The 25,320-nt window shown below is 59.0% G+C and carries 13 protein-coding genes, 2 tRNA genes, 4 rRNA genes and 1 pseudogene; 8 read left to right on the plus strand and 12 right to left on the minus strand.

Features of this window, described 5'->3' with window-relative positions; all coding sequences use genetic code 11:
- Positions 1 to 125: 125 nt before the first annotated feature.
- The 3 genes from mksB to mksF are packed head-to-tail and all read left to right on the plus strand — an operon-like array spanning position 126 to position 4,934.
- Complete coding sequence (mksB, locus tag AWU82_RS04475) at positions 126 to 1,406, plus strand: Mks condensin complex protein MksB (RefSeq protein WP_170928981.1); 1,281 nt, start codon at positions 126 to 128, stop codon at positions 1,404 to 1,406.
- Entirely contained in the window at positions 1,396 to 2,097 is a 702-nt protein-coding gene (gene mksE / locus AWU82_RS04480; RefSeq protein WP_064378539.1) for an Mks condensin complex protein MksE, read from the plus strand. Before mksB ends, mksE begins: the two co-directional genes overlap by 11 nt.
- Positions 2,094 to 4,934, plus strand: coding sequence for an Mks condensin complex protein MksF (gene mksF, locus AWU82_RS04485; RefSeq protein ID WP_064378540.1), 2,841 nt, complete (start codon positions 2,094 to 2,096; stop codon positions 4,932 to 4,934). The genes mksE and mksF overlap by 4 nt, the downstream gene beginning before the upstream one ends.
- A gap of 213 nt (positions 4,935 to 5,147) precedes the next feature.
- Here the strand turns inward: mksF and AWU82_RS04490 are convergent, their stop codons facing one another.
- The 10 genes and pseudogenes from AWU82_RS04490 to AWU82_RS04535 all read right to left on the minus strand — a co-directional run.
- Positions 5,148 to 7,451: a PqiB family protein gene (locus tag AWU82_RS04490; protein ID WP_064384018.1), complete on the minus strand. Its 2,304-nt coding sequence runs from the start codon at positions 7,449 to 7,451 to the stop codon at positions 5,148 to 5,150.
- Positions 7,444 to 8,067, minus strand: coding sequence for a paraquat-inducible protein A (locus AWU82_RS04495; protein ID WP_007951771.1), 624 nt, complete (start codon positions 8,065 to 8,067; stop codon positions 7,444 to 7,446). The genes AWU82_RS04490 and AWU82_RS04495 overlap by 8 nt, the downstream gene beginning before the upstream one ends.
- On the minus strand, positions 8,054 to 8,713 hold the full coding sequence (locus tag AWU82_RS04500) for a paraquat-inducible protein A (protein ID WP_064378541.1): 660 nt from the start codon (positions 8,711 to 8,713) through the stop codon (positions 8,054 to 8,056). Before AWU82_RS04500 ends, AWU82_RS04495 begins: the two co-directional genes overlap by 14 nt.
- A gap of 149 nt (positions 8,714 to 8,862) precedes the next feature.
- Positions 8,863 to 8,978: ribosomal RNA gene (gene rrf / locus AWU82_RS04505) — 5S ribosomal RNA — on the minus strand.
- A 411-nt stretch (positions 8,979 to 9,389) separates the two neighbouring features.
- Positions 9,390 to 9,505: ribosomal RNA gene (gene rrf, locus AWU82_RS04510) — 5S ribosomal RNA — on the minus strand.
- 156 nt (positions 9,506 to 9,661) lie between these two features.
- Positions 9,662 to 12,552: ribosomal RNA gene (locus AWU82_RS04515) — 23S ribosomal RNA — on the minus strand.
- Between the two features lie 244 nt (positions 12,553 to 12,796).
- Positions 12,797 to 12,872: transfer RNA gene (locus AWU82_RS04520), tRNA-Ala, on the minus strand.
- Between the two features lie 30 nt (positions 12,873 to 12,902).
- A tRNA-Ile gene (locus AWU82_RS04525) sits at positions 12,903 to 12,979 on the minus strand.
- Between the two features lie 81 nt (positions 12,980 to 13,060).
- A 16S ribosomal RNA gene (locus AWU82_RS04530) occupies positions 13,061 to 14,597 on the minus strand.
- The 16S, 23S and 5S rRNA genes sit together here with 2 tRNA genes alongside, the layout of an rRNA operon.
- Before the next feature lie 244 nt (positions 14,598 to 14,841).
- A pseudogene (locus AWU82_RS04535) lies at positions 14,842 to 16,296 on the minus strand (retention module-containing protein); the annotation flags it as partial.
- 531 nt (positions 16,297 to 16,827) lie between these two features.
- Here AWU82_RS04535 and AWU82_RS04540 point away from each other — a divergent pair.
- The 3 genes from AWU82_RS04540 to AWU82_RS04550 all read left to right on the plus strand — a co-directional run bounded on the left by AWU82_RS04540 (position 16,828) and on the right by AWU82_RS04550 (position 21,933).
- A complete protein-coding gene (locus tag AWU82_RS04540) occupies positions 16,828 to 18,186 on the plus strand; it encodes a TolC family outer membrane protein (RefSeq protein WP_064383226.1) in 1,359 nt (452 codons plus the stop codon).
- Positions 18,187 to 18,401: 215 nt separating this feature from the next.
- Positions 18,402 to 20,561, plus strand: a complete 2,160-nt coding sequence (locus AWU82_RS04545) for a type I secretion system permease/ATPase (RefSeq protein WP_064383224.1) — start codon at positions 18,402 to 18,404, stop codon at positions 20,559 to 20,561.
- Positions 20,562 to 20,571: 10 nt separating this feature from the next.
- Positions 20,572 to 21,933, plus strand: a complete 1,362-nt coding sequence (locus AWU82_RS04550) for an HlyD family type I secretion periplasmic adaptor subunit (RefSeq protein WP_011332984.1) — start codon at positions 20,572 to 20,574, stop codon at positions 21,931 to 21,933.
- Between the two features lie 152 nt (positions 21,934 to 22,085).
- On the opposite strand, the gene AWU82_RS04555 is transcribed toward AWU82_RS04550, so the two are convergent.
- Together AWU82_RS04555 and AWU82_RS04560 are read right to left on the minus strand one after the other, a co-directional pair.
- On the minus strand, positions 22,086 to 22,679 hold the full coding sequence (locus tag AWU82_RS04555; protein ID WP_064383222.1) for a tRNA-uridine aminocarboxypropyltransferase: 594 nt from the start codon (positions 22,677 to 22,679) through the stop codon (positions 22,086 to 22,088).
- A gap of 5 nt (positions 22,680 to 22,684) precedes the next feature.
- Complete coding sequence (locus AWU82_RS04560; protein WP_039772530.1) at positions 22,685 to 23,578, minus strand: LysR family transcriptional regulator; 894 nt, start codon at positions 23,576 to 23,578, stop codon at positions 22,685 to 22,687.
- A 314-nt stretch (positions 23,579 to 23,892) separates the two neighbouring features.
- Between AWU82_RS04560 and speB the strand changes: the two genes are divergently transcribed.
- Both speB and AWU82_RS04570 read left to right on the plus strand, forming a co-directional pair.
- The gene (speB, locus tag AWU82_RS04565; protein ID WP_007956591.1) at positions 23,893 to 24,843 is read left to right on the plus strand and encodes an agmatinase; all 951 of its coding nucleotides are present in this window, start codon (positions 23,893 to 23,895) and stop codon (positions 24,841 to 24,843) included.
- A gap of 10 nt (positions 24,844 to 24,853) precedes the next feature.
- Positions 24,854 to 25,276, plus strand: a complete 423-nt coding sequence (locus AWU82_RS04570) for a YybH family protein (RefSeq protein ID WP_064383221.1) — start codon at positions 24,854 to 24,856, stop codon at positions 25,274 to 25,276.
- Positions 25,277 to 25,320: the final 44 nt, after the last annotated feature.

Here is a 25,320-nt window from a genome sequence, read left to right on the forward strand (position 1 = left end):
TTGATCGATAGTCTTGACCGATACCTTGACGCAAAGAAAAGCGACAGCCCGTCCCGAGAGTGAATCGCATCCTTCGTGATGCAGTACAATCGCGGCTTTTAATCGCCAACCAGCCGGCCATTCCGATGATCGAACCCAAGCGCGTCTTGCGCGCCCTCGCTGAACACTGGGCACTTCTGGAGCCACTGTGCGAGCACTTCGACCAGGGCACCCTGAGCCTCAACGAACTGCGCACGCAACTGGCCGCCCAACAACTGGACAGCACGCCGCAGGACATCACCAGCCTGCTCGACGTGTGGATCCGCCTCGACATTCTGGTTCCCGTGGCGAAAAGCCCGAACCGTTTCGAACTCAATGCGCAGATTCACGACTTTCTCGCCTACCTGCGCCGCGAACACCGTCTGGGCCTGTGCCTGGAAATCGAAGCCTATCTGCGCCACCTCGAACGTCTGGCCGGTTACATTCAGGATGCATTCGACGTCCGCGACGGCAATGATCTGGCCCGCCAGTTGCGCCTGCTCGACATGCGCGTGCGCGACGTTCTGAAGAAACTCGACAACGACGAACAGGCGCTGGTGGCCGTGGCCGAACGGGCCAAGACCAGCGACCGGCAGATTCCGCTGCGTCAGCGTTACGCCGAAGTACTGGCGACGTGGGACGAATACGTCGAGCCGATGATCGATCTGGTGAACGCCGACGGCGCTTTCGAGCAAGGCGTGCGCAAGGTCGAAACCGTATTGCTGAAGATGCTCAGCGAACAGCAGCGCCTCGGCCATCTGGTCGATGACGACATGCTGCTGCGCACCCACGCGCGCATCCTCGAAATGCAGACCAGTGCCCAGCTGACCTTGCGTCACGCTCGGGAATTGCTCCTGCCGCTGCGTGAAGAAGCCCGCCGGCACAACGCCGTGACCCGTGGCGCCGCCCTCGCCCTCGCCGCGATCCGCCGCAAAGGCATTGACGCGGTGCCACAAGCGGCGATGCCACTGTTCACCCGGCCGCAAAGCACCTTTCTCGGCAGCGCCAGTCAGGTCGAAGCCTACGTCTACGCCCTGGCCCGGTTCGAGCCGAAACCGGCGCGTTTCCCCAAGGCGCACAAATCGCAGAAGACCGGCGATGCCCCGCGCGCACCGCGCACAGTGCGCGAGATGGTCGACCGCTGCGAAGAATCCCTGCCGATGCCGGACCTGATGACCTGGCTGCTGGAGCAGGAACCGGACGGCGCTACCGACGAATTGCTGTACTGGTTCTCGCGCCTGTCGCGGGAAAAACGCTTCAAGCGCGAGCGTCTGGAACGCCGCGAATACCACACTCACGAGCACCAGGTCAGCCTGCGCTCCTTCGCCCTGCTCTCGGCCGCCGACACCGCCGCCGAGGATTCTGCGAGCATCCCCAATGCATCTTGATCTATCTGAACTGTCGCAACTCGCGCCGATCTTCCGCGAGCTGTTCAAGGGTTACCACGTCAGCCGCCGCGACCCGGAGCTGTACGCGCAACTGTCGAATTTCCAGGACCAATACCGCACGCTGTTCAAGGCACTGGGCTTCGAACTGGTCTGCGACACCCGTGGTTTCTATTACTTCGTGCCGGACATGGCCGCAGCGGCGGTGAACAAGACTGCCCAGCGCCTGGCGCTGTTCACTTTCATCCTGGTCGAGCATCTGGCCGATCAGGGCCGCGACCCGATCGCCGTGCTCGACGGTGGCAGCCTCGGCCGCGAAGAACTGCCGTCGGTGCTGGAAAAGTACCGCGACCTGTTCATCCAGGCCGAAGTGCAGACGGTTGAAGAGCTGGAAGAAAAAATCATGCGCCGCATGACCCAGCTCGGTTTCGCCAGCGAGGAAAACGGCGTGTACCGTTTCCTGCCGCCGATGCACCGGTTCCTCGACGTCTGCCTGTCGGTTCAGCAGGACCGCGATCTGGCGGCCAGCGTGCACAGCGTTCTGCCGCTGCCGGCACCGGTGCTGATCGACGAAGAAGCCGAGGCGAAATTCCTCGCCACCGACGACCCGCTCGATCTTTCCGAATTTGATGAAGAGAGCGAAGAAGACGCACTGGCCCGCGCCATTGCCGAAGAACAGGAGTCCGACGCATGAGCCAGGAACGCTACGGCATCCGCCGCTTTGCCCTTTTGAACACCGCCGGTTACAGCCTTGGCCTGTTCCCGCTGGAAGAACCGCTGTCGGTCTACGGCGCGAACAACCTCGGTAAATCCGCCTCGATCAACGCCTTGCAGTTCCCGATCCTGGCGCGCATGTCGGACATGAGTTTCGGCAAATACAGCCTGGAACAATCCCGGCGTTTCTACTTTGCCTCCGACACCAGCTACATCCTCGTGGAAGTGAACCTGCCCCACGGCCCGCACGTGATCGGCGTGGTCGGTCGCGGCCCGGGTGGCGGTTTCGGTCACCAGTTCTTTGCCTACGCCGGCAAACTCGACCTGGCGCACTACCAGAAAAACGACACCTGCCTGCGCCAGAAGGAGCTGTTCAGCAACCTTGAGAAAGAAGGCCTGAAAGCCTACGAACTCAAGCCGGATGAACTGCGTCGCTTGCTGGTTGGCGGTCATACGTCGATCCCGCTGGATCTGACCCTGATCCCGCTGCGCTCCACCAGCGAGCAGAGCCTGAAAACCTTCCGTGCTCTGTTCATCAACCTGCTGCACATGCGCGAAATCACCGCAGCCAAGCTCAAGCAACTGTTCCTCGATGCTTTCGAACACAGCCTGCGTTCCGGCAGCGTCGATTACATCGCCGCGTGCGAAGAAGCCTTCCGCGACGTGCGGCGCATGGAACAGGACTACAACTCGCTGGTGGCGGCCGGCCCGTTGGTCGAAGCCTTGTCCAACGGCGTGAAACAGCGCGATGTACTGCGCGGCAAACTGCATCGCCTGTCGCCGCTGCTCGACTCGTTGCTCGGCACCTGGTCGGACTACGCCACGGCGCGCAAGGAAGAGCTGACCATCCAGGCCGAGCACTACCGTCGCGAGCAAGACGATCTGCAAAACGATCAGCGCGGTGGCACCCAGGAACTCATGCGTCTGGAGCGGGAAATCTCCGGTATCCAGCGCTGGCTCGGCGAGTTGTCGGTGCTGAAGAACCGCTTTGCACTGGTCGATGACGTCAAAGTGCTGGAGCAGCAACTGCTGGCGGCCAAGGACGCTCACGACGAACTGGCCGGTGCGCTGGCGCAGTCCCGTCAATTCAGTGCCGAGGATCTCGAAGAACGTCTTCGCGATCTGGAAAAACGCCTGAAGTCGGTGAAGCAGCAACTCGATCACGCCGACAACAACAGCTACGCCCGTCTGCGCGAAGAGTTCTCGCAACAGGACGTCGAGCGCCTGATGCGTCTGTTCAACAGCGCACTGTTCAGCCTGCCGCTGGGCGAACACGGCATCACCCTCGACGACGATGGCGAATGGGTGAAATCGGTCGAGCTGATCCTCGACGGCTTCAAGGGCGAGCGTTTCGAAGTGCCGGGCCTGTCGATCGACATCTCGCACATCGAGCCGCCGGCGCTGCAAGCGCTGGCCGACCGTGCCGCGCTGCGCGATCAGAAAGAACGTCTGGAAAAAGAGCTCAAGCAACTCAAGACCCAGCAAGCCGTGGCCGCCGACCGCGCCGCGAGCAAGACCCAGACCGAAGCGCTGTACCAGCAGGTGCTGGATGCGCAGAAGGCGCTGGAAGATTTCCGCCGCACTCAGACCCTGAGCGCCGAAGAAAGCGACAAGCTCGAGCAACTGGCGCAGATGGAAGCCGCGCAGGACGAACTCAAGCGCTCCAGCGACGCGTTCACCGAGCGCGTCCAGCAACTGTCGGCCAAGCTGCAACTGGTCGGCCGGCAAATTGCCGATATGGAAGCCAAGCAACGCACCCTCGACGATGCCCTGCGTCGCCGTCAGTTGCTGCCGGCGGACCTGCCGTTCGGTACGCCGTTCATGGATCCGGTTGACGATTCGATGGACAACCTGCTGCCGCTGCTCAACGACTATCAGGACAGCTGGCAAGGCCTGCTGCGCGCCGACGGGCAGATCGAAGCGTTGTACGCGCAGGTGCGCCTCAAGGGCGTGGCCAAGTTCGACAGCGAAGACGACATGGAGCGCCGTCTGTCGTTGCTGATCAACGCTTACGCGCACCGCACCGACGAAGCCCTGACCCTGGGCAAGGCCCGTCGCGCAGCCGTGACCGATATCGCGCGGACCCTGCGCAACATCCGCAGCGACTACGACAGCCTCGAGCACCAACTGGCGCTGTTCAACCGCGAGATCAACAAGCGACAGGTGTCCAACCTGCAGAGCTTCCGCATCGTCCTTGCGCCGAACAAGGAAGCGCTCAAGCACATCGACCAGATCATCCACAGCGCCGGTCAGTACGAAGAAGGCGAAACCCTGTCGGTGTTCGACCTGAGCCAAAGTGCGGAACAGGACAACAAGAACGAAGAGGCCAAGGAATACCTGGCGCGGCTGGTGGCGGCGAACCACAACCAGCTCGGCCTCAAGGACTTGTTCGAACTGGCGTTCGAGATCACCAAGGTCAACGGCCAGCCGGTGATCCACACCGACATCGACGGCGCGGCGTCCAACGGCACGACGATGACCATCAAGGCGCTGACCAACATGTACCTGTTGCTGCACTTGATGGATCGCGATCTGGCCGGTCGCGTGCGCCTGCCGTACTACCTCGACGAGGCAGCAGACATCGACGAGAAGAACCAGGCAGCGCTGCTGGAAACCAGCCTGCAACTGGGCTTCGTGCCGATTCTGGCGAGTGTGAAGCCGCAGGTCTGCGCCAGTGTCGCCATCGACCTGGAAGGCGGCAGTGGCCCGGCCGGGATCTACATCGACGAGGCCGACTGGAAGTACATCCGTCGCCACGATGTGGTGAAGGCCACCGTCAATGTCGAAGCGGACGAGCCGGAGCTGGATGCGGTTTGATGCGTAACTGACGGGCACAAAAAAGGGCCGCGTTCCATTGGATCGCGGCCCTTTTTTATGTCTTGGAATTTTGTGCTGAATGACAGGACCTCTTCGCGGGCAAGCCCGCTCCCACAGGGATTGATGTCTTACACAAATTTGTATTCAACACAAAAACCTGTGGGAGCGGGCTTGCCCGCGAAGGCGTCCTCAACAACGCCCCATATTCCCGGATTATTTACCGAGGGGGATTTTCGGTGCCCAGTTCAGCCACTCGTCTTCGAACTTGTCGAACAGCGGGAAGGTTTGCTCGGCGCGCGCGGGGTTGCCCATCTGCTCGCCGTCCGGCGTGGCGAAGGCAATGCCGCCCTGAATCGCTGTCTCAAGCGACTCCGTGCGCACCGTTACGCCTTTGAACAGGCCGATGTCGAAACCGACGCCGCTGGTGTTCCAGAAGCGACTGCCGCTGCGCACCAGTGGCGCGTATTTCGGTTCGATCAGGATGTGCACCAGTACGCGATCCGCTGTCTGGCCCAGTTCGTAACCGGTGACTTTGCCTACGGTGATCTCACGGTAAGTCACCGGAACACCTGGCTTGAGCGAACCGCGACGGGCAGCGCTCAACACAAGGCTCAAGCCTGCCTCCTGCTTGGTGACTTCCGGCGGATTGGCCAAGGCCACGAAGTTCTTCTGCGGGCCGAGGTTCTTGGCTGCCGGTTGCACTTCGATGTACTGACCGGTGACCAGGGTCTCCAGGTTCGAGGTCTTGATCAGCCCCAATTCCGGTTTGACCACCCAGAACTGGCTGCCGACCCGGGCAATCTTCTCCGGCACTTCAGTGATGCGTGCGGTGAGGATGACCGATTGCAGATCATCGGTCAGGTCGACACTTTCGATCTTGCCGACGTCCAGGCCTTTGAAGCGAACCGGGGTGCCGCTGCGCAGACCGTCCGCACGATCCACCTTGATGGTGACGACGGCGCCTTTCTGATTCGCTTCATCATGGCTGGCGAACAGACGGAAGCGCGGGATACGTTTTTGCAGCGGCGCCTTGGCTTGAGGGGTTTCGAAGGCGATGCCGCCCGCCATCAGGGTCTGCAACGATTCACTCTTGACCTGAATGCCGCCGGTCAAACCGCCGGTCAGCGTGACGCCGCTGACGTTCCAGAACCGGGTCGAGGCGTTGACCAGGTTTTCGTATTCCTTCTCGATGTGGACGCCGATCACCAGTTGCTTGCGGGTCTTGGAGAACTGATAGCTCTGCACCGAACCGACCTTGACCTGCTTGTAGAGGATCGGGCTGCCGACATCGATTGAACCGAGGGTATCGGTGAACAGCACAAGGTGCAGGCCGGGTGAGCGCAGATCCAGCGGCGGCGCTTTTGGTCGGGCTTCGAATTCACGTTGCGGAGCGCCGCCCTTGTCGCCCGGGCGCACGGCGATGTAGTTACCTTTTACCAGTGCTTCCAGACCGGTTATGCCGGCCAGGGAAATCGACGGTTTGACCACCCAGAATTGCGTGCCGGTGACCAGATAGTCTTCGGCCAGCGGATCAAGGGTCAGTTCGGCGGTGGCGCTGGACAGGTCTGGATCGATCTTCAGCGCTTTCAGGTTACCGACCTGAATGCCCTTGTACATCACTGGAGTGCGCCCGGCTTGCAGGCCCTCGAAATCGCTGAGTTTGACCTTTACACGGATGCCGGCGGCGGCCGCATCGAAATCTTCGTAGAGACGGAACGGCAGGCTTGGATCAGTGGGCGGGCTGTCCTTGCGGTTCTCTGGCGTGGCGAAGGCAATACCACCGGCGACGATGCTGGCCAGAGACTCGCTGCGCACTTTCACACCGGACAGGTTGGCGTCGATGCTGATGCCGCTGGCGTTCCAGAAACGGGTGTGTTTGCGCACCAGTTTGGCGTAGGTCGGTTCGATGAACACCTTGAGCTCGACCGTGCTCTGATCTTCCGACAGCACGTAGCTTTTGATCTGGCCGACTTTGATCTGCTTGTAGAACACCGGGCTGCCGCGGTTCAGCGAACCGAGGCGATCAGCCTTGATCGTCAGGTGCAAACCGGGTTTGGAGTCCGACAGCGGAGGCTCTTCGGCCAGGGCCTTGAACTTGCGGGTCGGCTCGCCTTCGCCGGGGCTGATGGCCACGTAGTTACCCGATACCAGGGTTTCCAGGCCGGTGATTCCGGCCAGGGTCACGCTCGGTTTGACCAGCCAGAAACGAGTGCTGGTCTTCAGGTACTGATCGACATCCTTGTTCATCTCGATGGTCGCGATGACACCTTTGGAGTTGCCTTCATCATCGAGCTTGAGTGCTTTCACCTTGCCGACCGGCATGCCTTTGTAGACCACCTCGGTCTTATTGGCTTGAATGCCTTCACCGCTTTCAAACCGCACCTGAATCTCGATGCCGGTTTCGTTATAGGCACGCCAGCCGAGCCAGCCGCCGATAATCAGAGCGATCAGGGGCAGCACCCAGATGGCAGACCAGTTCGAAGCCGGTCGGGTTTTCGCTACAGGCAAATCAGTCATGGTCGGCATCCGACTCCGTGTTATCCCAAATCAGTCGGGGATCGAAAGTGACAGCGGCGAGCATCGTCAGAATCACCACACTGGCGAAGGCGATGGCGCCAAGATTGGCTTCGACACTGGCAAGCCGGCCGAAGTTGACGACCGCCACCAGAATGGCGATCACGAAAATATCGAGCATCGACCAGCGGCCGATGAACTCGATGAAGCGGTACATCCAGATCCGCTGACGGGCGGACAAGGGCTGGCGGCGCTGCACGGAAAACAGCAGCAGCGCGATGCCCACCAGCTTGAACGTCGGCACCAGGATGCTGGCAATGAACACCACGGCGGCAATCGGAATCATGCCGTGCTGCACCAGCTGGATCACGCCGGACATGATCGTGCTTGGGTCACCCTGGCCCAGTGAGCTGACGGTCATGATCGGCAGTACGTTGGCCGGGATGTAGATAATCGCGGCCGTAATCAGCAGCGCCCAGGTTCGCGCAAGGCTATTGGGCCGCCGAGCGTGAACCAGCGCACCGCATCGGGTGCAGGTCTGCACATCGCTGTCGGTATCCTGCCTGTTCAGTTCGTGGCATTCGGTACAGATCAGAATGCCCGCATCAATCGCCCGCATGGGCATCTTCTCCTGATAACGCCTGCCAGATCTGATGCGGTGACATCACCACTTCGAGCCAGACCTGAACCAACAACAAGCCGATGAAACATGCCAGACCGAGACCGACGGTGATGGCCGCCATGTCCGCCAGTTTGACGATCGCCACCAGGACGCCCATGAGGTAGACCTCAAGCATGCCCCAGTCTTTGAGGTGGTGATAAATGCGGTAGAGCAGCAGGCCGTAGCTACGACCGATGTTGAAACGGATGGTCAGCAACACGACCAACTGACACAGCAGTTTCAGCAGGGGAATTGCCATGCTGCACAGGAATACGACGACTGAGACACCGCGCATATCAGTATTGAACAGACCGATCACACCGCTCCAGACCGTGTCCTGCGACGATTGCCCGAGAACATTGAGCTGCATGATGGGTAAAAAGTTCGCCGGTACGTAGAGCAACAGCGCGGCAATGACCAGGGCAAGACTGCGCTGCACCACGTTATGACGATGAGCGTAGAGTTCGTAACCGCAGCGTGGGCAGAGGGCTTTTTCGCCGTGAGCAAGCTTGGGCTTGCGCATCAGCAGATCGCACTCATGACAGGCCACCAAGTCATCCAGCGGTAAATCTGACAGCCCGGGGGCGTCAACCGAATCTGACATAAGGGCTCTGGCTCCGAAAAAGTTGGGATCTATTCTAGTGTTCTGATTCGAAAATAACTGTGCAAATTTGTTCGCTGACGCGAGCAAAAACTTTCCTGCAGGCAAAACAAAACCCCAACTGCTTTCGCAATTGGGGTTTCGGAATTTAATCTTGACGATGACCTACTCTCACATGGGGAAACCCCACACTACCATCGGCGATGCATCGTTTCACTTCTGAGTTCGGGATGGGATCAGGTGGTTCCAACGCTCTATGGTCGTCAAGAAATTCGGGTACTGACTCGCGACCAGATGGCCTCGCTTCAGCAAATTGGGTATGTGACAGCTGTCGGTGTCTTGTGAGCATCGAACTTTCGGTTCATTGCGTCTTCACACACCGCAATCTGGTCTCTTTCGAGTCTACAGATTGCTTGGGTGTTATATGGTCAAGCCTCACGGGCAATTAGTATTGGTTAGCTCAACGCCTCACAGCGCTTACACACCCAACCTATCAACGTCGTAGTCTTCGACGGCCCTTCAGGGAACTCAAGGTTCCAGTGAGATCTCATCTTGAGGCAAGTTTCCCGCTTAGATGCTTTCAGCGGTTATGGGCCGCTGCATAGAATTCAAAGAATCCATTTTCCTGCGGGCAAAACAAAACCCCAACTGCTTTCGCAATTGGGGTTTCGGAATTTAATCTTGACGATGACCTACTCTCACATGGGGAAACCCCACACTACCATCGGCGATGCATCGTTTCACTTCTGAGTTCGGGATGGGATCAGGTGGTTCCAACGCTCTATGGTCGTCAAGAAATTCGGGTACTGACTCGCGACCGGATGGCCTCGCTTCAGCAAATTGGGTATGTGACAGCTTTCGGTGTCTTGTGAGCGTCGAACTTTCGGTTCATTGCGTCTTCACACACCGCAATCTGGCCTCTTTCGAGTCTACAGATTGCTTGGGTGTTATATGGTCAAGCCTCACGGGCAATTAGTATTGGTTAGCTCAACGCCTCACAGCGCTTACACACCCAACCTATCAACGTCGTAGTCTTCGACGGCCCTTCAGGGAACTCAAGGTTCCAGTGAGATCTCATCTTGAGGCAAGTTTCCCGCTTAGATGCTTTCAGCGGTTATCTTTCCCGAACATAGCTACCCGGCAATGCCACTGGCGTGACAACCGGAACACCAGAGGTTCGTCCACTCCGGTCCTCTCGTACTAGGAGCAGCCCCTCTCAAATCTCAAACGTCCACGGCAGATAGGGACCGAACTGTCTCACGACGTTCTAAACCCAGCTCGCGTACCACTTTAAATGGCGAACAGCCATACCCTTGGGACCGGCTTCAGCCCCAGGATGTGATGAGCCGACATCGAGGTGCCAAACACCGCCGTCGATATGAACTCTTGGGCGGTATCAGCCTGTTATCCCCGGAGTACCTTTTATCCGTTGAGCGATGGCCCTTCCATACAGAACCACCGGATCACTAAGACCTACTTTCGTACCTGCTCGACGTGTCTGTCTCGCAGTCAAGCGCGCTTTTGCCTTTATACTCTACGACCGATTTCCGACCGGTCTGAGCGCACCTTCGTACTCCTCCGTTACTCTTTAGGAGGAGACCGCCCCAGTCAAACTACCCACCATACACTGTCCTCGATCCGGATAACGGACCTGAGTTAGAACCTCAAAGTTGCCAGGGTGGTATTTCAAGGATGGCTCCACGCGAACTGGCGTCCACGCTTCAAAGCCTCCCACCTATCCTACACAAGCAAATTCAAAGTCCAGTGCAAAGCTATAGTAAAGGTTCACGGGGTCTTTCCGTCTAGCCGCGGATACACTGCATCTTCACAGCGATTTCAATTTCACTGAGTCTCGGGTGGAGACAGCGCCGCCATCGTTACGCCATTCGTGCAGGTCGGAACTTACCCGACAAGGAATTTCGCTACCTTAGGACCGTTATAGTTACGGCCGCCGTTTACCGGGGCTTCGATCAAGAGCTTCGCGTTAGCTAACCCCATCAATTAACCTTCCGGCACCGGGCAGGCGTCACACCCTATACGTCCACTTTCGTGTTTGCAGAGTGCTGTGTTTTTAATAAACAGTCGCAGCGGCCTGGTATCTTCGACCGGCGTGGGCTTACGCAGCAAGTGCTTCACCCTCACCGGCGCACCTTCTCCCGAAGTTACGGTGCCATTTTGCCTAGTTCCTTCACCCGAGTTCTCTCAAGCGCCTTGGTATTCTCTACCCAACCACCTGTGTCGGTTTGGGGTACGGTTCCTAGTTATCTGAAGCTTAGAAGCTTTTCTTGGAAGCATGGCATCAACCACTTCGTCGCCTAAAGGCAACTCGTCATCAGCTCTCGGCCTTGAAACCCCGGATTTACCTAAGATTTCAGCCTACCACCTTAAACTTGGACAACCAACGCCAAGCTGGCCTAGCCTTCTCCGTCCCTCCATCGCAATAACCAGAAGTACAGGAATATTAACCTGTTTTCCATCGACTACGCTTTTCAGCCTCGCCTTAGGGACCGACTAACCCTGCGTCGATTAACGTTGCGCAGGAAACCTTGGTCTTTCGGCGTGGGTGTTTTTCACACCCATTGTCGTTACTCATGTCAGCATTCGCACTTCTGATACCTCCAGCAAGCTTCTCAACTCACCTTCACAGGCTTACAGAACGCTCCTCTACCGCATCACTTGCGTGATACCCGTAGCTTCGGTGTATGGTTTGAGCCCCGTTACATCTTCCGCGCAGGCCGACTCGACTAGTGAGCTATTACGCTTTCTTTAAAGGGTGGCTGCTTCTAAGCCAACCTCCTAGCTGTCTAAGCCTTCCCACATCGTTTCCCACTTAACCATAACTTTGGGACCTTAGCTGACGGTCTGGGTTGTTTCCCTTTTCACGACGGACGTTAGCACCCGCCGTGTGTCTCCCATGCTCGGCACTTGTAGGTATTCGGAGTTTGCATCGGTTTGGTAAGTCGGGATGACCCCCTAGCCGAAACAGTGCTCTACCCCCTACAGTGATACATGAGGCGCTACCTAAATAGCTTTCGAGGAGAACCAGCTATCTCCGAGCTTGATTAGCCTTTCACTCCGATCCACAGGTCATCCGCTAACTTTTCAACGGTAGTCGGTTCGGTCCTCCAGTCAGTGTTACCTAACCTTCAACCTGCCCATGGATAGATCGCCCGGTTTCGGGTCTATTCCCAGCGACTAGACGCCCTATTAAGACTCGCTTTCGCTACGCCTCCCCTATTCGGTTAAGCTCGCCACTGAAAATAAGTCGCTGACCCATTATACAAAAGGTACGCAGTCACAGAACAAAGTCTGCTCCCACTGCTTGTACGCATACGGTTTCAGGATCTATTTCACTCCCCTCTCCGGGGTTCTTTTCGCCTTTCCCTCACGGTACTAGTTCACTATCGGTCAGTCAGTAGTATTTAGCCTTGGAGGATGGTCCCCCCATATTCAGACAAAGTTTCTCGTGCTCCGTCCTACTCGATTTCATGACTAAGAGACTTTCGCGTACAGGGCTATCACCCACTATGGCCGCACTTTCCAGAGCGTTCCGCTAATCTCAAAGCCACTTAAGGGCTAGTCCCCGTTCGCTCGCCACTACTAAGGGAATCTCGGTTGATTTCTTTTCCTCAGGGTACTTAGATGTTTCAGTTCCCCTGGTTCGCCTCTTGCACCTATGTATTCAGTACAAGATAACCATCTTGTGATGGCTGGGTTCCCCCATTCAGACATCTCCGGATCAAAGTCTGTTTGCCGACTCCCCGAAGCTTTTCGCAGGCTACCACGTCTTTCATCGCCTCTGACTGCCAAGGCATCCACCGTATGCGCTTCTTCACTTGACCATATAACCCCAAGCAATCTGGTTATACTGTGAAGACGACATTCGCCGAAAATTCGAATTTCTCAACTAAGAGAACTCACAAATTTTACCTTAGCCTGATCCGTTACCAGTGAAAGTAACGTTCAGTCTATCTTTCTATCACATACCCAAATTTTTAAAGAACGAACCAGTCAAAAGACTAGAAATCAACATTCACCATCAACGATGGAATGCTCATTTCTAAGCTTTTACTTCAGAAGCAGTAGTGGTGGAGCCAAGCGGGATCGAACCGCTGACCTCCTGCGTGCAAGGCAGGCGCTCTCCCAGCTGAGCTATGGCCCCGTATTTCTACAGGCGTTTCCCACACAAAATTGGTGGGTCTGGGCAGATTCGAACTGCCGACCTCACCCTTATCAGGGGTGCGCTCTAACCAACTGAGCTACAGACCCAATTTCGGGCTGCTTCTTTCGTCTTCTTCAATGAATCAAGCAATTCGTGTGGGAACTTATGGAGCAGCTGATGTCGTCGATTAAGGAGGTGATCCAGCCGCAGGTTCCCCTACGGCTACCTTGTTACGACTTCACCCCAGTCATGAATCACACCGTGGTAACCGTCCTCCCGAAGGTTAGACTAGCTACTTCTGGTGCAACCCACTCCCATGGTGTGACGGGCGGTGTGTACAAGGCCCGGGAACGTATTCACCGCGACATTCTGATTCGCGATTACTAGCGATTCCGACTTCACGCAGTCGAGTTGCAGACTGCGATCCGGACTACGATCGGTTTTATGGGATTAGCTCCACCTCGCGGCTTGGCAACCCTTTGTACCGACCATTGTAGCACGTGTGTAGCCCAGGCCGTAAGGGCCATGATGACTTGACGTCATCCCCACCTTCCTCCGGTTTGTCACCGGCAGTCTCCTTAGAGTGCCCACCATAACGTGCTGGTAACTAAGGACAAGGGTTGCGCTCGTTACGGGACTTAACCCAACATCTCACGACACGAGCTGACGACAGCCATGCAGCACCTGTCTCAATGTTCCCGAAGGCACCAATCCATCTCTGGAAAGTTCATTGGATGTCAAGGCCTGGTAAGGTTCTTCGCGTTGCTTCGAATTAAACCACATGCTCCACCGCTTGTGCGGGCCCCCGTCAATTCATTTGAGTTTTAACCTTGCGGCCGTACTCCCCAGGCGGTCAACTTAATGCGTTAGCTGCGCCACTAAGAGCTCAAGGCTCCCAACGGCTAGTTGACATCGTTTACGGCGTGGACTACCAGGGTATCTAATCCTGTTTGCTCCCCACGCTTTCGCACCTCAGTGTCAGTATCAGTCCAGGTGGTCGCCTTCGCCACTGGTGTTCCTTCCTATATCTACGCATTTCACCGCTACACAGGAAATTCCACCACCCTCTACCATACTCTAGCTCGCCAGTTTTGGATGCAGTTCCCAGGTTGAGCCCGGGGATTTCACATCCAACTTAACGAACCACCTACGCGCGCTTTACGCCCAGTAATTCCGATTAACGCTTGCACCCTCTGTATTACCGCGGCTGCTGGCACAGAGTTAGCCGGTGCTTATTCTGTCGGTAACGTCAAAATTGCAGAGTATTAATCTACAACCCTTCCTCCCAACTTAAAGTGCTTTACAATCCGAAGACCTTCTTCACACACGCGGCATGGCTGGATCAGGCTTTCGCCCATTGTCCAATATTCCCCACTGCTGCCTCCCGTAGGAGTCTGGACCGTGTCTCAGTTCCAGTGTGACTGATCATCCTCTCAGACCAGTTACGGATCGTCGCCTTGGTGAGCCATTACCTCACCAACTAGCTAATCCGACCTAGGCTCATCTGATAGCGCAAGGCCCGAAGGTCCCCTGCTTTCTCCCGTAGGACGTATGCGGTATTAGCGTTCCTTTCGAAACGTTGTCCCCCACTACCAGGCAGATTCCTAGGCATTACTCACCCGTCCGCCGCTGAATTCAGGAGCAAGCTCCCTTCATCCGCTCGACTTGCATGTGTTAGGCCTGCCGCCAGCGTTCAATCTGAGCCATGATCAAACTCTTCAGTTCAAACATCTTTGGGTTTTTAAGAAACCCTAAACTTGGCTCAGCAATCGTTGGTTACATCTTTGATTTCTCGCGGAGTAACTTGTGATGCTGATAATCTTGTTGACTATCAGTCTGACTCCACAAGCACCCACACGAATTGCTTGATTCAGTTGTTAAAGAGCGGTTGGTTAAGATCTTTCGTCTCAACCGAGGCGCGCATTCTACAGCAGCCTCATTTGCTGTCAAGTGATTATTTTCATTTAAATAGACCGTCAAGAGCGGTGACGGTGAAGGTGCCGCTCTGGGTCAGTGCCGGGGTGTTGGGACTGGTGCCGTCGCTGAGGTTTTTCTCATAGACAGTCAGCTCTACGCCATACACGTCGAGGCCGTTGAGGACCACCGGATCGTCGTTGTTGTGGATATTCAGCACCAGGTTGGCGGTGCTGGTGTCGCCGTCGGCATCGGTCAGGGTGTAAGTGAACGTCTCGGTGCCATTGCCACCGCCATGCAGGTTTTTGAAGTCCGCATCGTTGGTGTTGAGCGTGTAGGTGTAGGTGCCGTTGGCGTTGAGCACCAACGTGCCGTAAGTCCCGACAAAGGTGCCGGGGGTAATAGGGCCGGCGTTTTCGCCGACAGGCACGCGGTCAGCACCCTGCACGTCGTTGGTCAGGACGTTGCCGGTCAGCGTCAGCTGGGTCTCTGAGGCCGTGCCATTGTTGTCATCAAAGGCTTTCGGCACGTCGTCGTTGATGTTGACGTCCAGCGTGCCGGTGGCCGTTTCGCCATTGCTGTCGCCGGCGATCACGGTGAATTGTTCGCTGAGGTTGTTGGCGCCGTCGCCCGCTGCGTGGGTCTCGTTGCCGTTGAGGGTGTAGCTGTAACTGACCGTGCCGGTGGCCGGGTTGTAGCCGGTAATGGTCAGAGTGTTGCCCAGTTGCGTGGTGATCGATTGCGGGAAACCGATCGGCACGCCGCCGACGATCACGTTGATACCGCCAATGCTCAGGCTGCTCAGACCGTCCGGCGCCGACACCGTGAAGCTGCCGGTCTGGGTCAGCGCGCCCGGATTGGCAGCGGAACCGTCGGGCAGATTGGCTTCGTTGAGATTCAATTCGCCACCGGCAACAGACAGCCCGGTGAGTGTGACCGGATTGTTGACTGGGGGTGGAGGCGGAACAATCGGTGCGGCCTGGCCGTCACCGTTGTCGATCACGGCGTTATGCCGCTCTTCGGGAAACTCGGGAATGCCGTTGAAGCCGGCGGTGGGGAAACCAATGACCGGATCGACCCGGCCCGCCACTTCTGTCAACAACACGAAACTGTGACCGCCACCCAGCGCGCCCGGCGCACCACCGGTGGCTCCGGGGCCGGCCGCGGTCGCTTCGGCGGATTGGGTCGGGTCATCGCCGGCGGCAATGGCTTTCTGGATCTGTTCGACGTCGGTCAGTTGCGACTCGCTCGGGGTCACCGCTTCCGGTGCATTGACATGTGCCGCCTGATCGGCGAGCAACTGGCCGGTCATGGTCAGGCTGCTGTCGCGACCGAGGGTCAGTTCCTGGCCATTTTGCAGATGGACGGCAACCGCCCCCTCCGCCCCGGTGATCAATTGATCCCCTGCAAACAGCCGATCGCCTTCGACCAATGGGCGCCGACTGCCGTCTGCCGATTGAGCGAAAACCTGACCAATGACTTTAGTGACGATCCCGATGAGCGTTGCCATGTGCATTCCTCCGCTGCCGACCACCGTCGGCGCTGGTTCGCGAAGCAGCCCATGGCTCAAGCGGGTTGTCGGGGCGACGCTCGCACCTCGACAGTTCGTTTCGCAGGTTGCGCAAATCCAGAAACGCCAGCGCCATCAAGCACTTGGAATCTCTGTTCGATGCAGCAGGCCCACTAACGCTACGTAACGGTGGTGAATCACCCGAGTGACAAAAAACTGTCGCTCATCAGCCGCTACGCGTCCCTCCCCTTTAGCAGTACTTCGCCGTATGTCGCAAAGTGAGTGGAACTTTCCTCAAGCCTTTCTGTGCTCCCTAAAGCGCATAAAACAAAGGCTTTCGAGTGGAACAATGTGCTGGATTTGGCGAAGCGCATAAGTTTTTTTTGGCATAACCCTTATGAAAATTTTTTCTTAACTACGCTTCAGGATGTTCTTAGCTCTGTTGTTACAGGCATGAAACGCTTTTTACTAAAAATATCGTCAATAAATTGGCGACAGCGAAACACCATCAGGACTCAGGGAGATGCACCCATGCGCGTACTAACCCCCCTCTGCAGCGCGGTTTTGCTGGCCATGGCTTGCACTTCTCAAGCCCAGGCCATGAACCTCACCGAGGCGATTCAGAGCACCATTGCCACCCACCCCGAACTGGCCTCGCGCGTGGATGCGCGCCTGTCGGCTGATGAACAGGTGAAGGTCGCCAAGGGCGGCTTCTATCCGTCGGTGGACCTGAACGCTGCTTACGGGCGCGGCTACAGCGACAACACCAACACCCGGGCCTTCGGTAACCATCACACCGAAATCCTCAATTACACCCAGTCCGAACTGCGGCTGCGGCAGATGCTGTTCGACGGTTTCAACACCGCCAACGAAGTCGAGCGCACCAAGGGCGTCTCCAACTCACGCGCCTATTACGCCCAAGGCACCGCCCAGGACCTGGCGCTGCGCACCATCGAGGTCTACCTCGAAGTGCTCAAGCGTCGCGAACTGGTGACCCTGGCCAAGAACAACCTGCAGGCGCACTTGCGGGTCAACGACCAGATCGGCCTGCGCACCGAGCGCGGCGTGGGCAGCACCGCCGACTCCGATCAATCGGTCGCCCGTAAGGCGCTGGCCCAGAACAACCTCGACACCGCCGAAGTCGATCTGGCCGACGCCGAATCCAACTTCTACAGCGTGGTCGGACGCATGCCCGATGAGCTGGAAACGCCGGCTTCGACCCGCGGCGAGTTGCCCGCCACGCTACCCGAAGCCCAGCAGAGCATGGTCGAGAACAACCCGTACCTGAAATCCGCCCAGGCCGACGTGCAATCGGCCGAGAGCCAGTATGAAGTTGCCAAGTCGCCGTTCTATCCACGCTTCGACGCAGAAGCGGCGGTCGGCGCCAACAACAACGTGCAGGGCGACGAGGGCCACGACAACGAATGGCGGGTCGGCGTGGTGATGAACTACAACCTGTTCCGTGGCGGCAGCGACAAGGCTCGACTGGCCTCCGACGCGCACCAGATCAACCAGGCGATGGACATCCGCAACAACGCCCTGCGTCAGCTCAACGAGAACATTCACCTGGCGTGGAACGCCATGCTCAACGCCAAGAAGCAAACCCCGACCGCCCGCGAATACGCCGAAACCACCAAGCGTGTACGCGCCGCGTATCAGGATCAGTTCGGCCTCGGTCAGCGCACCCTGCTGGACGTGCTCGACAGTGAAAACGAGCTGTACAACGCCAACCGTCGCTACACCGAAATCCGCTACACCGAGGAATACTCGATGTACCGCGTGCTGGCGAACATGGGCCAGTTGTTGAGCAAGCAGCGCGTGGTGCTGCCGGCCGATGCGATTGCCGCGACCGAGGTGAAAAACGAAGCACGCTTGCCTGAACTGAAATAACCACGCTGCCGAAGGCTGTGTTTTTGATCGTTCCCACGTCGAGGCGTCGAACCGTCCGCGTGGGAATGCAGCCCGTGACGCTCCGCGTCACTGGACGCGGAGCGTCCCTAGAGGCATTCCCACGCAGAGCGTGGGAACGATCAGTACGGTTGAACGCCTCGCAGTAACAAAGGGTTGATGTGGATAGCCGAGCCAGCTCAACGGGAGCGATCAATATGACCAGCATGCAACCCGGTAACACCGGGATCGATCCGCGGCTGAGCTTCGATGACCCGTTGCTCGACGGTCTGTTGATCCTCTGCAAGCTCCATGGCGCGACAGTCAGTCGCGCCAGCCTGAGCGCCGGGCTGCCCCTGGACAAACAACGCCTGAGCCTGGACCTGCTGCCCCGCGCCGCAGCCCGGGCCGGGTTGCAGGCGCGCTTGCTGCGCCGGGAACTCAAGGACATTTCACCGCTGAACCTGCCGGTGCTGTTGCTGCTGGGCAACGGGCGCACGGCAGTGCTGCGGCGTTTTAGCGAAGATGGCAAGGCGCTGATCCTGCCCAGCGAAGCCGACGGCGGCGAGCAATGGGTCAGCCGTGAAGAACTCACCGAACACTATAGCGGCCAGGCTTTGTTCGCCCGGCCCCGGCATGAACTGGAAGACCTGCGCTCGCCATTGGTGCCACGGGTGCAGGCGTGGTTTCGCGACACCCTGAAGCTGTCGAAATGGCTGTACAGCGATGCGATTCTTGCCAGTTTCCTGATCAACCTGCTGGGCCTGATGGTGCCGCTGTTCGTCATGCAGACCTACGACCGCGTGGTGCCGAACCAGGCCACCTCAACGTTGTGGGTGCTGTCGATCGGGCTGCTGATCGGCACCGGGTTCGAACTGGTGCTGCGGGTGGTGCGCGCGCACTTGCTGGACACCGCCGGCAAGAAGACCGACGTGATCCTTTCCGCCACTTTATTCGAGCGCATCACCGGCATGGCGATGAAGGCCCGGCCAGCGACCATCGGCGGCTTTGCCCAGAGCATTCACGACTTTCAGGGTCTGCGCGAATTCCTCACCGCCGTCACCCTGACCAGCCTGATCGATCTGCCCTTCGTGGTGTTGATGCTGGTGGTGATCGGCCTGCTCGGTGGCTGGCTGGTGGTGATTCCGCTGCTGGCGTTTCCGATCACGATCGTGTTCGCGATGATCATTCAAGCCCGCCTGCGCGACACCGTGCAGAAAAGCCTGAGCCTCGGCGCCGAGCGTCAGGCGTTGCTGATCGAAACCCTCGGCGGACTGGAAACCCTCAAGGCGTGCAGCGCCGAAAGCGAGCGCCAGCACAAATGGGAAAGCACCCACGGCGCCCTCACCCGCCTCGACAGCCACGCCCGTAATCTCTCCGCGCTGGCCACCAACGGCACGCTGTTCATCCAGCAGTTTTCGGGGATGGCGACGATTGTGGCCGGGGTCTACAGCATCATCGCCGGCAATCTCAGCGTCGGCGCACTGGTGGCGACTTACATGCTCGGCAGCCGCGTGCTCGCGCCGCTAGGCCAGATCGCCGGGCTGATCACCCGCTACCAGCAAGCGCAACTGACCATGAAAAGCACCGACGCGCTGATGTCCCTGCCTCAGGAACGCGACGGCAAACAGCGGCCGCTGGAGCGCACGCAACTGCAAGGCGCGCTGGACGCCAACGCCGTGACCTTCCACTACAACGGCCAGAACACCCCGGCCTTGAGCAACGTCAGTTTCAGCGTCAAACCCGGCGAACGGATCGGCATCATCGGCCGCAGCGGCTCGGGCAAAAGCACCCTGGCGCGGCTGGTGATGGGCTTCTACGAACCGGAAGAAGGCCAGTTGCTGCTCGATGGCCTCGACCTGCGGCAGCTGGATGTCGCCGACCTGCGCCAGCAGATCGGTTACGTCGCCCATGACCTGCCGCTGCTGGCCGGCAGCCTGCGCGACAACCTGACCCTCGGCGCGCGCTACATCAGCGATTCGCGGATGCTCGAAGTGGCCGAACTGACCGGCGTTACCGAGCTTGCACGGCAGCACCCGCAAGGCTTCGACCGGCCGGTTGGCGAGCGCGGGCAATTGCTCTCCGGCGGCCAGCGCCAGGCGGTGTTACTGGCGCGGGCGCTGCTGCTAGACCCGCCGATCATGCTGCTCGACGAACCCACCAGCGCCATGGACAACAGCAGCGAAGACGTCCTGCGCCAGAAGCTGCACGGCTGGGTGCAAGGCAAAACCTTGCTGCTGGTCACCCACCGCACCTCGATGCTGAGCCTGGTGGACCGGTTGCTGGTGCTGGACAACGGCCGGATCGTCGCCGACGGTCCGAAAGAAGCGGTCATCGATGCGTTGCGCAAGGGCCGGGTCGGCTCGGCAGCGGTCTAGGAGTTGCCCCATGTCTGCTTCTTCCTCTTCAAAACCCCGCGGTTATTTCGACAGCTTCGGTAAAAGCGCCGAAGCCGAATTCATGCCGGAAACCGCCGGCGCCTCGTTGCAGGATTCGCCACGCTGGTCGCGCATCACCGTGTGGCTGGCGGCGGCGCTGCTGATCAGTGCGCTGGTCTGGGCCAAGTTCGCGGTGCTGCAGGAAGTGACCATGGGCGAAGGCAAGGCCATTCCGTCGAGCAAGGTCCAGGTGATCCAGAACCTTGAGGGCGGGATTGTCACCGAGATCTTCGTGCGCGAAGGGCAGATGGTCGACAAGGGCGACAAACTGCTGCGCCTGGACGACACGCGGTTTCTGTCGAACAAGGGTGAGAGCGAGGCCGATCGTTATGCCTTGACCGCGCAGGTCGAACGCTTGTCCGCCGAAGCCGAAGGCCGGCCATTCAAGCTCTCGGACGAAGTGATCGCCAAGGCGCCGCAAGTGGCCGAGGACGAGCGTTCGCTGTACGAGCAACGGCAGCGGCGGCTGGCCAGCGAACAGAGAACCCTCAGCGAACAGCTGCGGCAGAAGACTCAGGAGCTGGCGGAGTTTCGCTCGAAACAGGGTCAGTACAGCTCAAGCCTGGCGTTGGTGAATCAGGAAATGAACATGTCCGAACCGCTGGTCAAGACTGGCGCCGTGTCGCCGGTGGAGATCCTGCGGCTCAAGCGCAGTGCGGTGGAAATCCGCGGTTCCCTGAACGCCACGACCCTGGCCATTCCCCGCGCCGAATCGGCCATCGCCGAGATCCGCAGCAAGATCGACGAATCGGAACAGACTTTCCGCTCCGAAGCGGCCAAGGAGCTCAACGAGAAACGTACCGACCTGTCGAAAATCACTGCTTCGAGCATCGCCATCGACGACCGCGTCAGCCGTACCACGGTGACCTCGCCGGTGCATGGGGTGATCAAGCAAATGAAGGTCAACACCATCGGCGGCGTGGTGCAGCCGGGCAGCGACATGGTGGAAATCGTGCCGCTGGAAGACAACCTGCTGATCGAAGCCAAAGTCCGGCCGCAGGACGTGGCGTTCCTGCACCCGGGCCAGAAAGCCATGGTCAAGTTCAGCGCCTACGACTACACGATCTACGGCGGGCTCAGCGCCAAGCTTGAGCTGATCGGCGCCGACACCATCACCGACGACAAGGGCAACAGCTTCTACCTGATCCAGGTGCGTACCGACAAAAACCATTTGGGCGGGGATGTGAAACCGCTGTTGATCATTCCGGGGATGGTGGCGACGGTGGACATTATTACCGGGGAGAAAAGCGTGCTGGATTACCTGCTCAAACCGGTGCTCAAGGCCCGGACCGAGGCGATGCGCGAGCGCTAGTGATTGATCGCTCTCACGTTGATCGTTCCCACGCTCTGCGTGGGAATGCATCCAGTGACGCTCTGCGTCACCGTCGCGAAGGGACTCGGAGCGTCCCGGGCGGCATTCCCACGCGGAGCGTGGGAACGATCAGGCGATCAGTACCCGTCCGATCAGCCTCCGTGATTCTTCTGGAAAGTCGCCTCCCCCATCGCTGCAATCTGCCCCTCGATCAGCGCCTCGAACGGCTTGAGCAGCGGCTCGAACGACGCCGGCGCTTCCAGCGTCTGCAACGCCTGAACAATCGCCTCGATGGTCGACAGCGCCCCCGGCCCCGGTGCCTTGCGCAGCCGATACCGTGAAACTCCGCCCTCGGCCAGCGTCACCCGTGGCAACGCCGCCAGCAAGGGATTGAGGTGCAACATCTTGCGCGCCTTGCGCCACGTGCCGTCCGGCACCACCAGCAACAGCGGTTCATCGGACGCGGCGTAAGCCTGCATCGGTTGCGCATTGTCCGCCGGAAACAACAACCGTGCCCGATAGCCCGGTCGGTTCAGCAGCGCGGGCAAATCCTCGAAAACCTCACCGACGATCAGCTCGGCATTGTTCAAACCGAGCGCCGCCAGCCGTGCGGTGTTGAGTGCGTGATTGACCTCGCTCGGGTGCTGCAACAGCAACACCCGGGTGCGGCTGTCGAGGCTGGGGATCAGCGGGCACAGGCAATGGGTTTGTGGGCGCAGGCAGCGCGGGCATTGGGGTCTGGACATGTTCTTTATGCCTGATTGAGCTGCGCTTTGAGCAGATCGCGGAAAGTCTGGATCAGCGGCTCGCGGCTGCGGCCACGGCGCATGATCATGGAAAACGGTGCCTGATAGCCGAAGGTGGCCGGCAGCAGCACCCGCAAATCGCCCTTGTCGGCCCAGGCCTGGGCGTAGTGCTCCGGCAGGTAACCGATGTAGGCGCCGGACAACACCAGAATCAGCTGCGCTTCCATACTTTCCACGGTCGCGGCGCTGTGTTTGAAGCCGTGGCGCGCCAGTTCGGCCTGGCTCCAGTAACCGCGCCCGACCATCCGTTGCTGGGTAATGACCTGTTCGGGAATCCGCCGTTCGTTGAACAGCGGGTGCCGGTTGCTGCAATACAGCCAGTGCTGCTCGCGGTACAGCGGCATGTACACCAGACCGCTCATGCGCGTGGAGAATGCACCGATGGCCAGGTCGAGACGATTGTCCTGCACACCGAGTTGCAGTTCATACGGGCTCATCACCGACAGATGCAAATGCACCGCCGGGTGTTCCTGGCTGTAGGCGCCGATGGCTTCGGCGAACGGCAGGGCCTTGTCGCTGACCGTCGAGTCGATCACCCCGAGGTTCAGCGTGCCGCGCAGTTCGCCCTTGAGCGCAGCGGCGTATTGCTCGAAACCTTCGAGCTCGGCGAGCAGGCGCAGAGTTTCCTGATGGAACAGTTCGCCCTTGCTGGTCAGGCTGAAACCACCGCGCCCGCGATGGCACAGCACCAGACCGAGCGCGGCTTCGAGCTGGCTCATGTAGGTGCTGATCGCCGAGGTCGACAGGTTGAGTTCCTGCTGCGCGTTGGCAAACCCCTGATGACGCACGACGCTGACGAAGATGCGCAACAGTTTCAGGTCGGGTAAAGCGTTGGCCATGTCTACTCCAAGGATCGTTCTCCATAGATCGTTCCCACGCTCTGCGTGGGAATGCATCCCGTGACGCTCCGCGTCACAGCCGTGAAGCGGACGCAGAGCGTCCTGGGCGGCATTCCCACGCGGAGCGTGGGAACGATCAGTGACGAGCGCACGGGGGAAGTCTGGCATTAGTTTAGAAATTTCTGAACTAAGTATTTGCCCGTAGCGATTCTTCCGCCCCACTACATTTCGCAGAATCGGCCCACAGCGGTGCCCGTGACCTTGCGAATGCGGTGCGCCGACATAAATAAAACAAAGACGATGAGGCCCTACCCGTGGACAAGATTCTTCACCAACCACTGGGCGGCAACGAAATGCCGCGCTTCGGCGGCATCGCCACCATGCTCCGACTCCCCCATGTACCGACCGCTGCCGGCCTGGACGCTGCCTTCGTTGGCGTGCCGCTGGACATCGGTACTTCGCTGCGCCCCGGCACCCGCTTCGGGCCGCGCGACATCCGCACCGAATCGGTGATGATCCGCCCTTACAACATGGCCACCGGCGCAGCGCCGTTCGACTCGCTGTCGGTTGCCGACATCGGTGACGTGGCGATCAACACCTTCAACCTGCTCGACGCCGTGCGCATCATCGAAGAGGCCTACGACAACATCCTCGAGCACAACGTGATCCCGATGACCCTGGGTGGCGACCACACCATCACCCTGCCGATCCTGCGTGCGATCCACAAAAAGCACGGCAAGGTCGGTCTGGTGCACATCGATGCCCACGCTGACGTCAACGATCACATGTTCGGCGAGAAGATCGCCCACGGTACGACCTTCCGTCGTGCGGTCGAAGAAGGTCTTCTGGACTGCGACCGCGTGGTGCAGATCGGTCTGCGGGCGCAGGGCTACACCGCTGACGACTTCAACTGGAGCCGCGATCAGGGCTTCCGCGTGGTGCAGGCCGAAGAGTGCTGGCACAAGTCGCTGGAACCGCTGATGGCCGAAGTGCGCGAGAAAGTCGGTGGCGGCCCGGTGTACCTGAGCTTCGACATCGACGGCATCGACCCGGCCTGGGCGCCTGGCACCGGCACCCCGGAAATCGGTGGTCTGACGACCATTCAGGCGATTGAAATCGTTCGCGGCTGTCAGGGCCTCGACCTGATCGGCTGCGATCTGGTAGAAGTCTCGCCCGCTTATGACACCACCGGCAACACCTCGCTGCTGGCCGCCAACCTGCTGTACGAAATGCTCTGCGTACTGCCGGGCGTGGTCCACCGCTGAGGCTCGGGTCATGAACGAACGTGATCAGGTTCTGAAAGCGGCCGCCGATCTGGTGTCCGCCTTCGCCCGCAACGATCGCGAAGCCTACTTCGGCGCGTTCAGCGCCGATGCGAGCTTCGTGTTCTACACCCTCGAACAGCCCCTGCTGTCGCGCGATGCCTATCAGGCGTTGTGGGACAACTGGCGCGCCGAGGATGGCTTCGAGGTGCTGTCCTGCACTTCGAGCAACGCCTTCGTCAGCCTGCAGGGTGACGTGGCGATTTTCATCCATGACGTGGCCACCGAGCTGCGCATGCAAGGGGAGCAACACTTCAGCCAGGAGCGCGAGACGATTGTTTTCAAGAAACAAGCGTCGAGCCTAGAACAACAAGGCCATTGGCTGGCCTGCCACGAACATTTGTCCGCAATGCCGGAAGGGCTGCCATCCCCTTAGCCAAGACAGGTGACGCTCACGCACGATGAGCGCGCCTTTATGAT

This window comes from Pseudomonas glycinae (assembly GCF_001594225.2).
Classification (GTDB): Bacteria; Pseudomonadota; Gammaproteobacteria; order Pseudomonadales; family Pseudomonadaceae; genus Aquipseudomonas; species Aquipseudomonas glycinae.

Excerpts from the sequence above, each read along its gene's own strand:
- mksB (WP_170928981.1), top strand. The coding sequence starts at position 126 with ATGATCGAACCCAAGCGCGTCTTGCGCGCCCTCGCTGAACACTGGGCA.
- mksE (WP_064378539.1), top strand. The coding sequence starts at position 1,396 with ATGCATCTTGATCTATCTGAACTGTCGCAACTCGCGCCGATCTTCCGC.
- mksF (WP_064378540.1), top strand. The coding sequence starts at position 2,094 with ATGAGCCAGGAACGCTACGGCATCCGCCGCTTTGCCCTTTTGAACACC.
- AWU82_RS04490 (WP_064384018.1), bottom strand. The coding sequence starts at position 7,451 with ATGACTGATTTGCCTGTAGCGAAAACCCGACCGGCTTCGAACTGGTCT.
- AWU82_RS04495 (WP_007951771.1), bottom strand. The coding sequence starts at position 8,067 with ATGCGGGCGATTGATGCGGGCATTCTGATCTGTACCGAATGCCACGAA.
- AWU82_RS04500 (WP_064378541.1), bottom strand. The coding sequence starts at position 8,713 with ATGTCAGATTCGGTTGACGCCCCCGGGCTGTCAGATTTACCGCTGGAT.
- AWU82_RS04540 (WP_064383226.1), top strand. The coding sequence starts at position 16,828 with ATGCGCGTACTAACCCCCCTCTGCAGCGCGGTTTTGCTGGCCATGGCT.
- AWU82_RS04545 (WP_064383224.1), top strand. The coding sequence starts at position 18,402 with ATGACCAGCATGCAACCCGGTAACACCGGGATCGATCCGCGGCTGAGC.
- AWU82_RS04550 (WP_011332984.1), top strand. The coding sequence starts at position 20,572 with ATGTCTGCTTCTTCCTCTTCAAAACCCCGCGGTTATTTCGACAGCTTC.
- AWU82_RS04555 (WP_064383222.1), bottom strand. The coding sequence starts at position 22,679 with ATGTCCAGACCCCAATGCCCGCGCTGCCTGCGCCCACAAACCCATTGC.
- AWU82_RS04560 (WP_039772530.1), bottom strand. The coding sequence starts at position 23,578 with ATGGCCAACGCTTTACCCGACCTGAAACTGTTGCGCATCTTCGTCAGC.
- AWU82_RS04570 (WP_064383221.1), top strand. The coding sequence starts at position 24,854 with ATGAACGAACGTGATCAGGTTCTGAAAGCGGCCGCCGATCTGGTGTCC.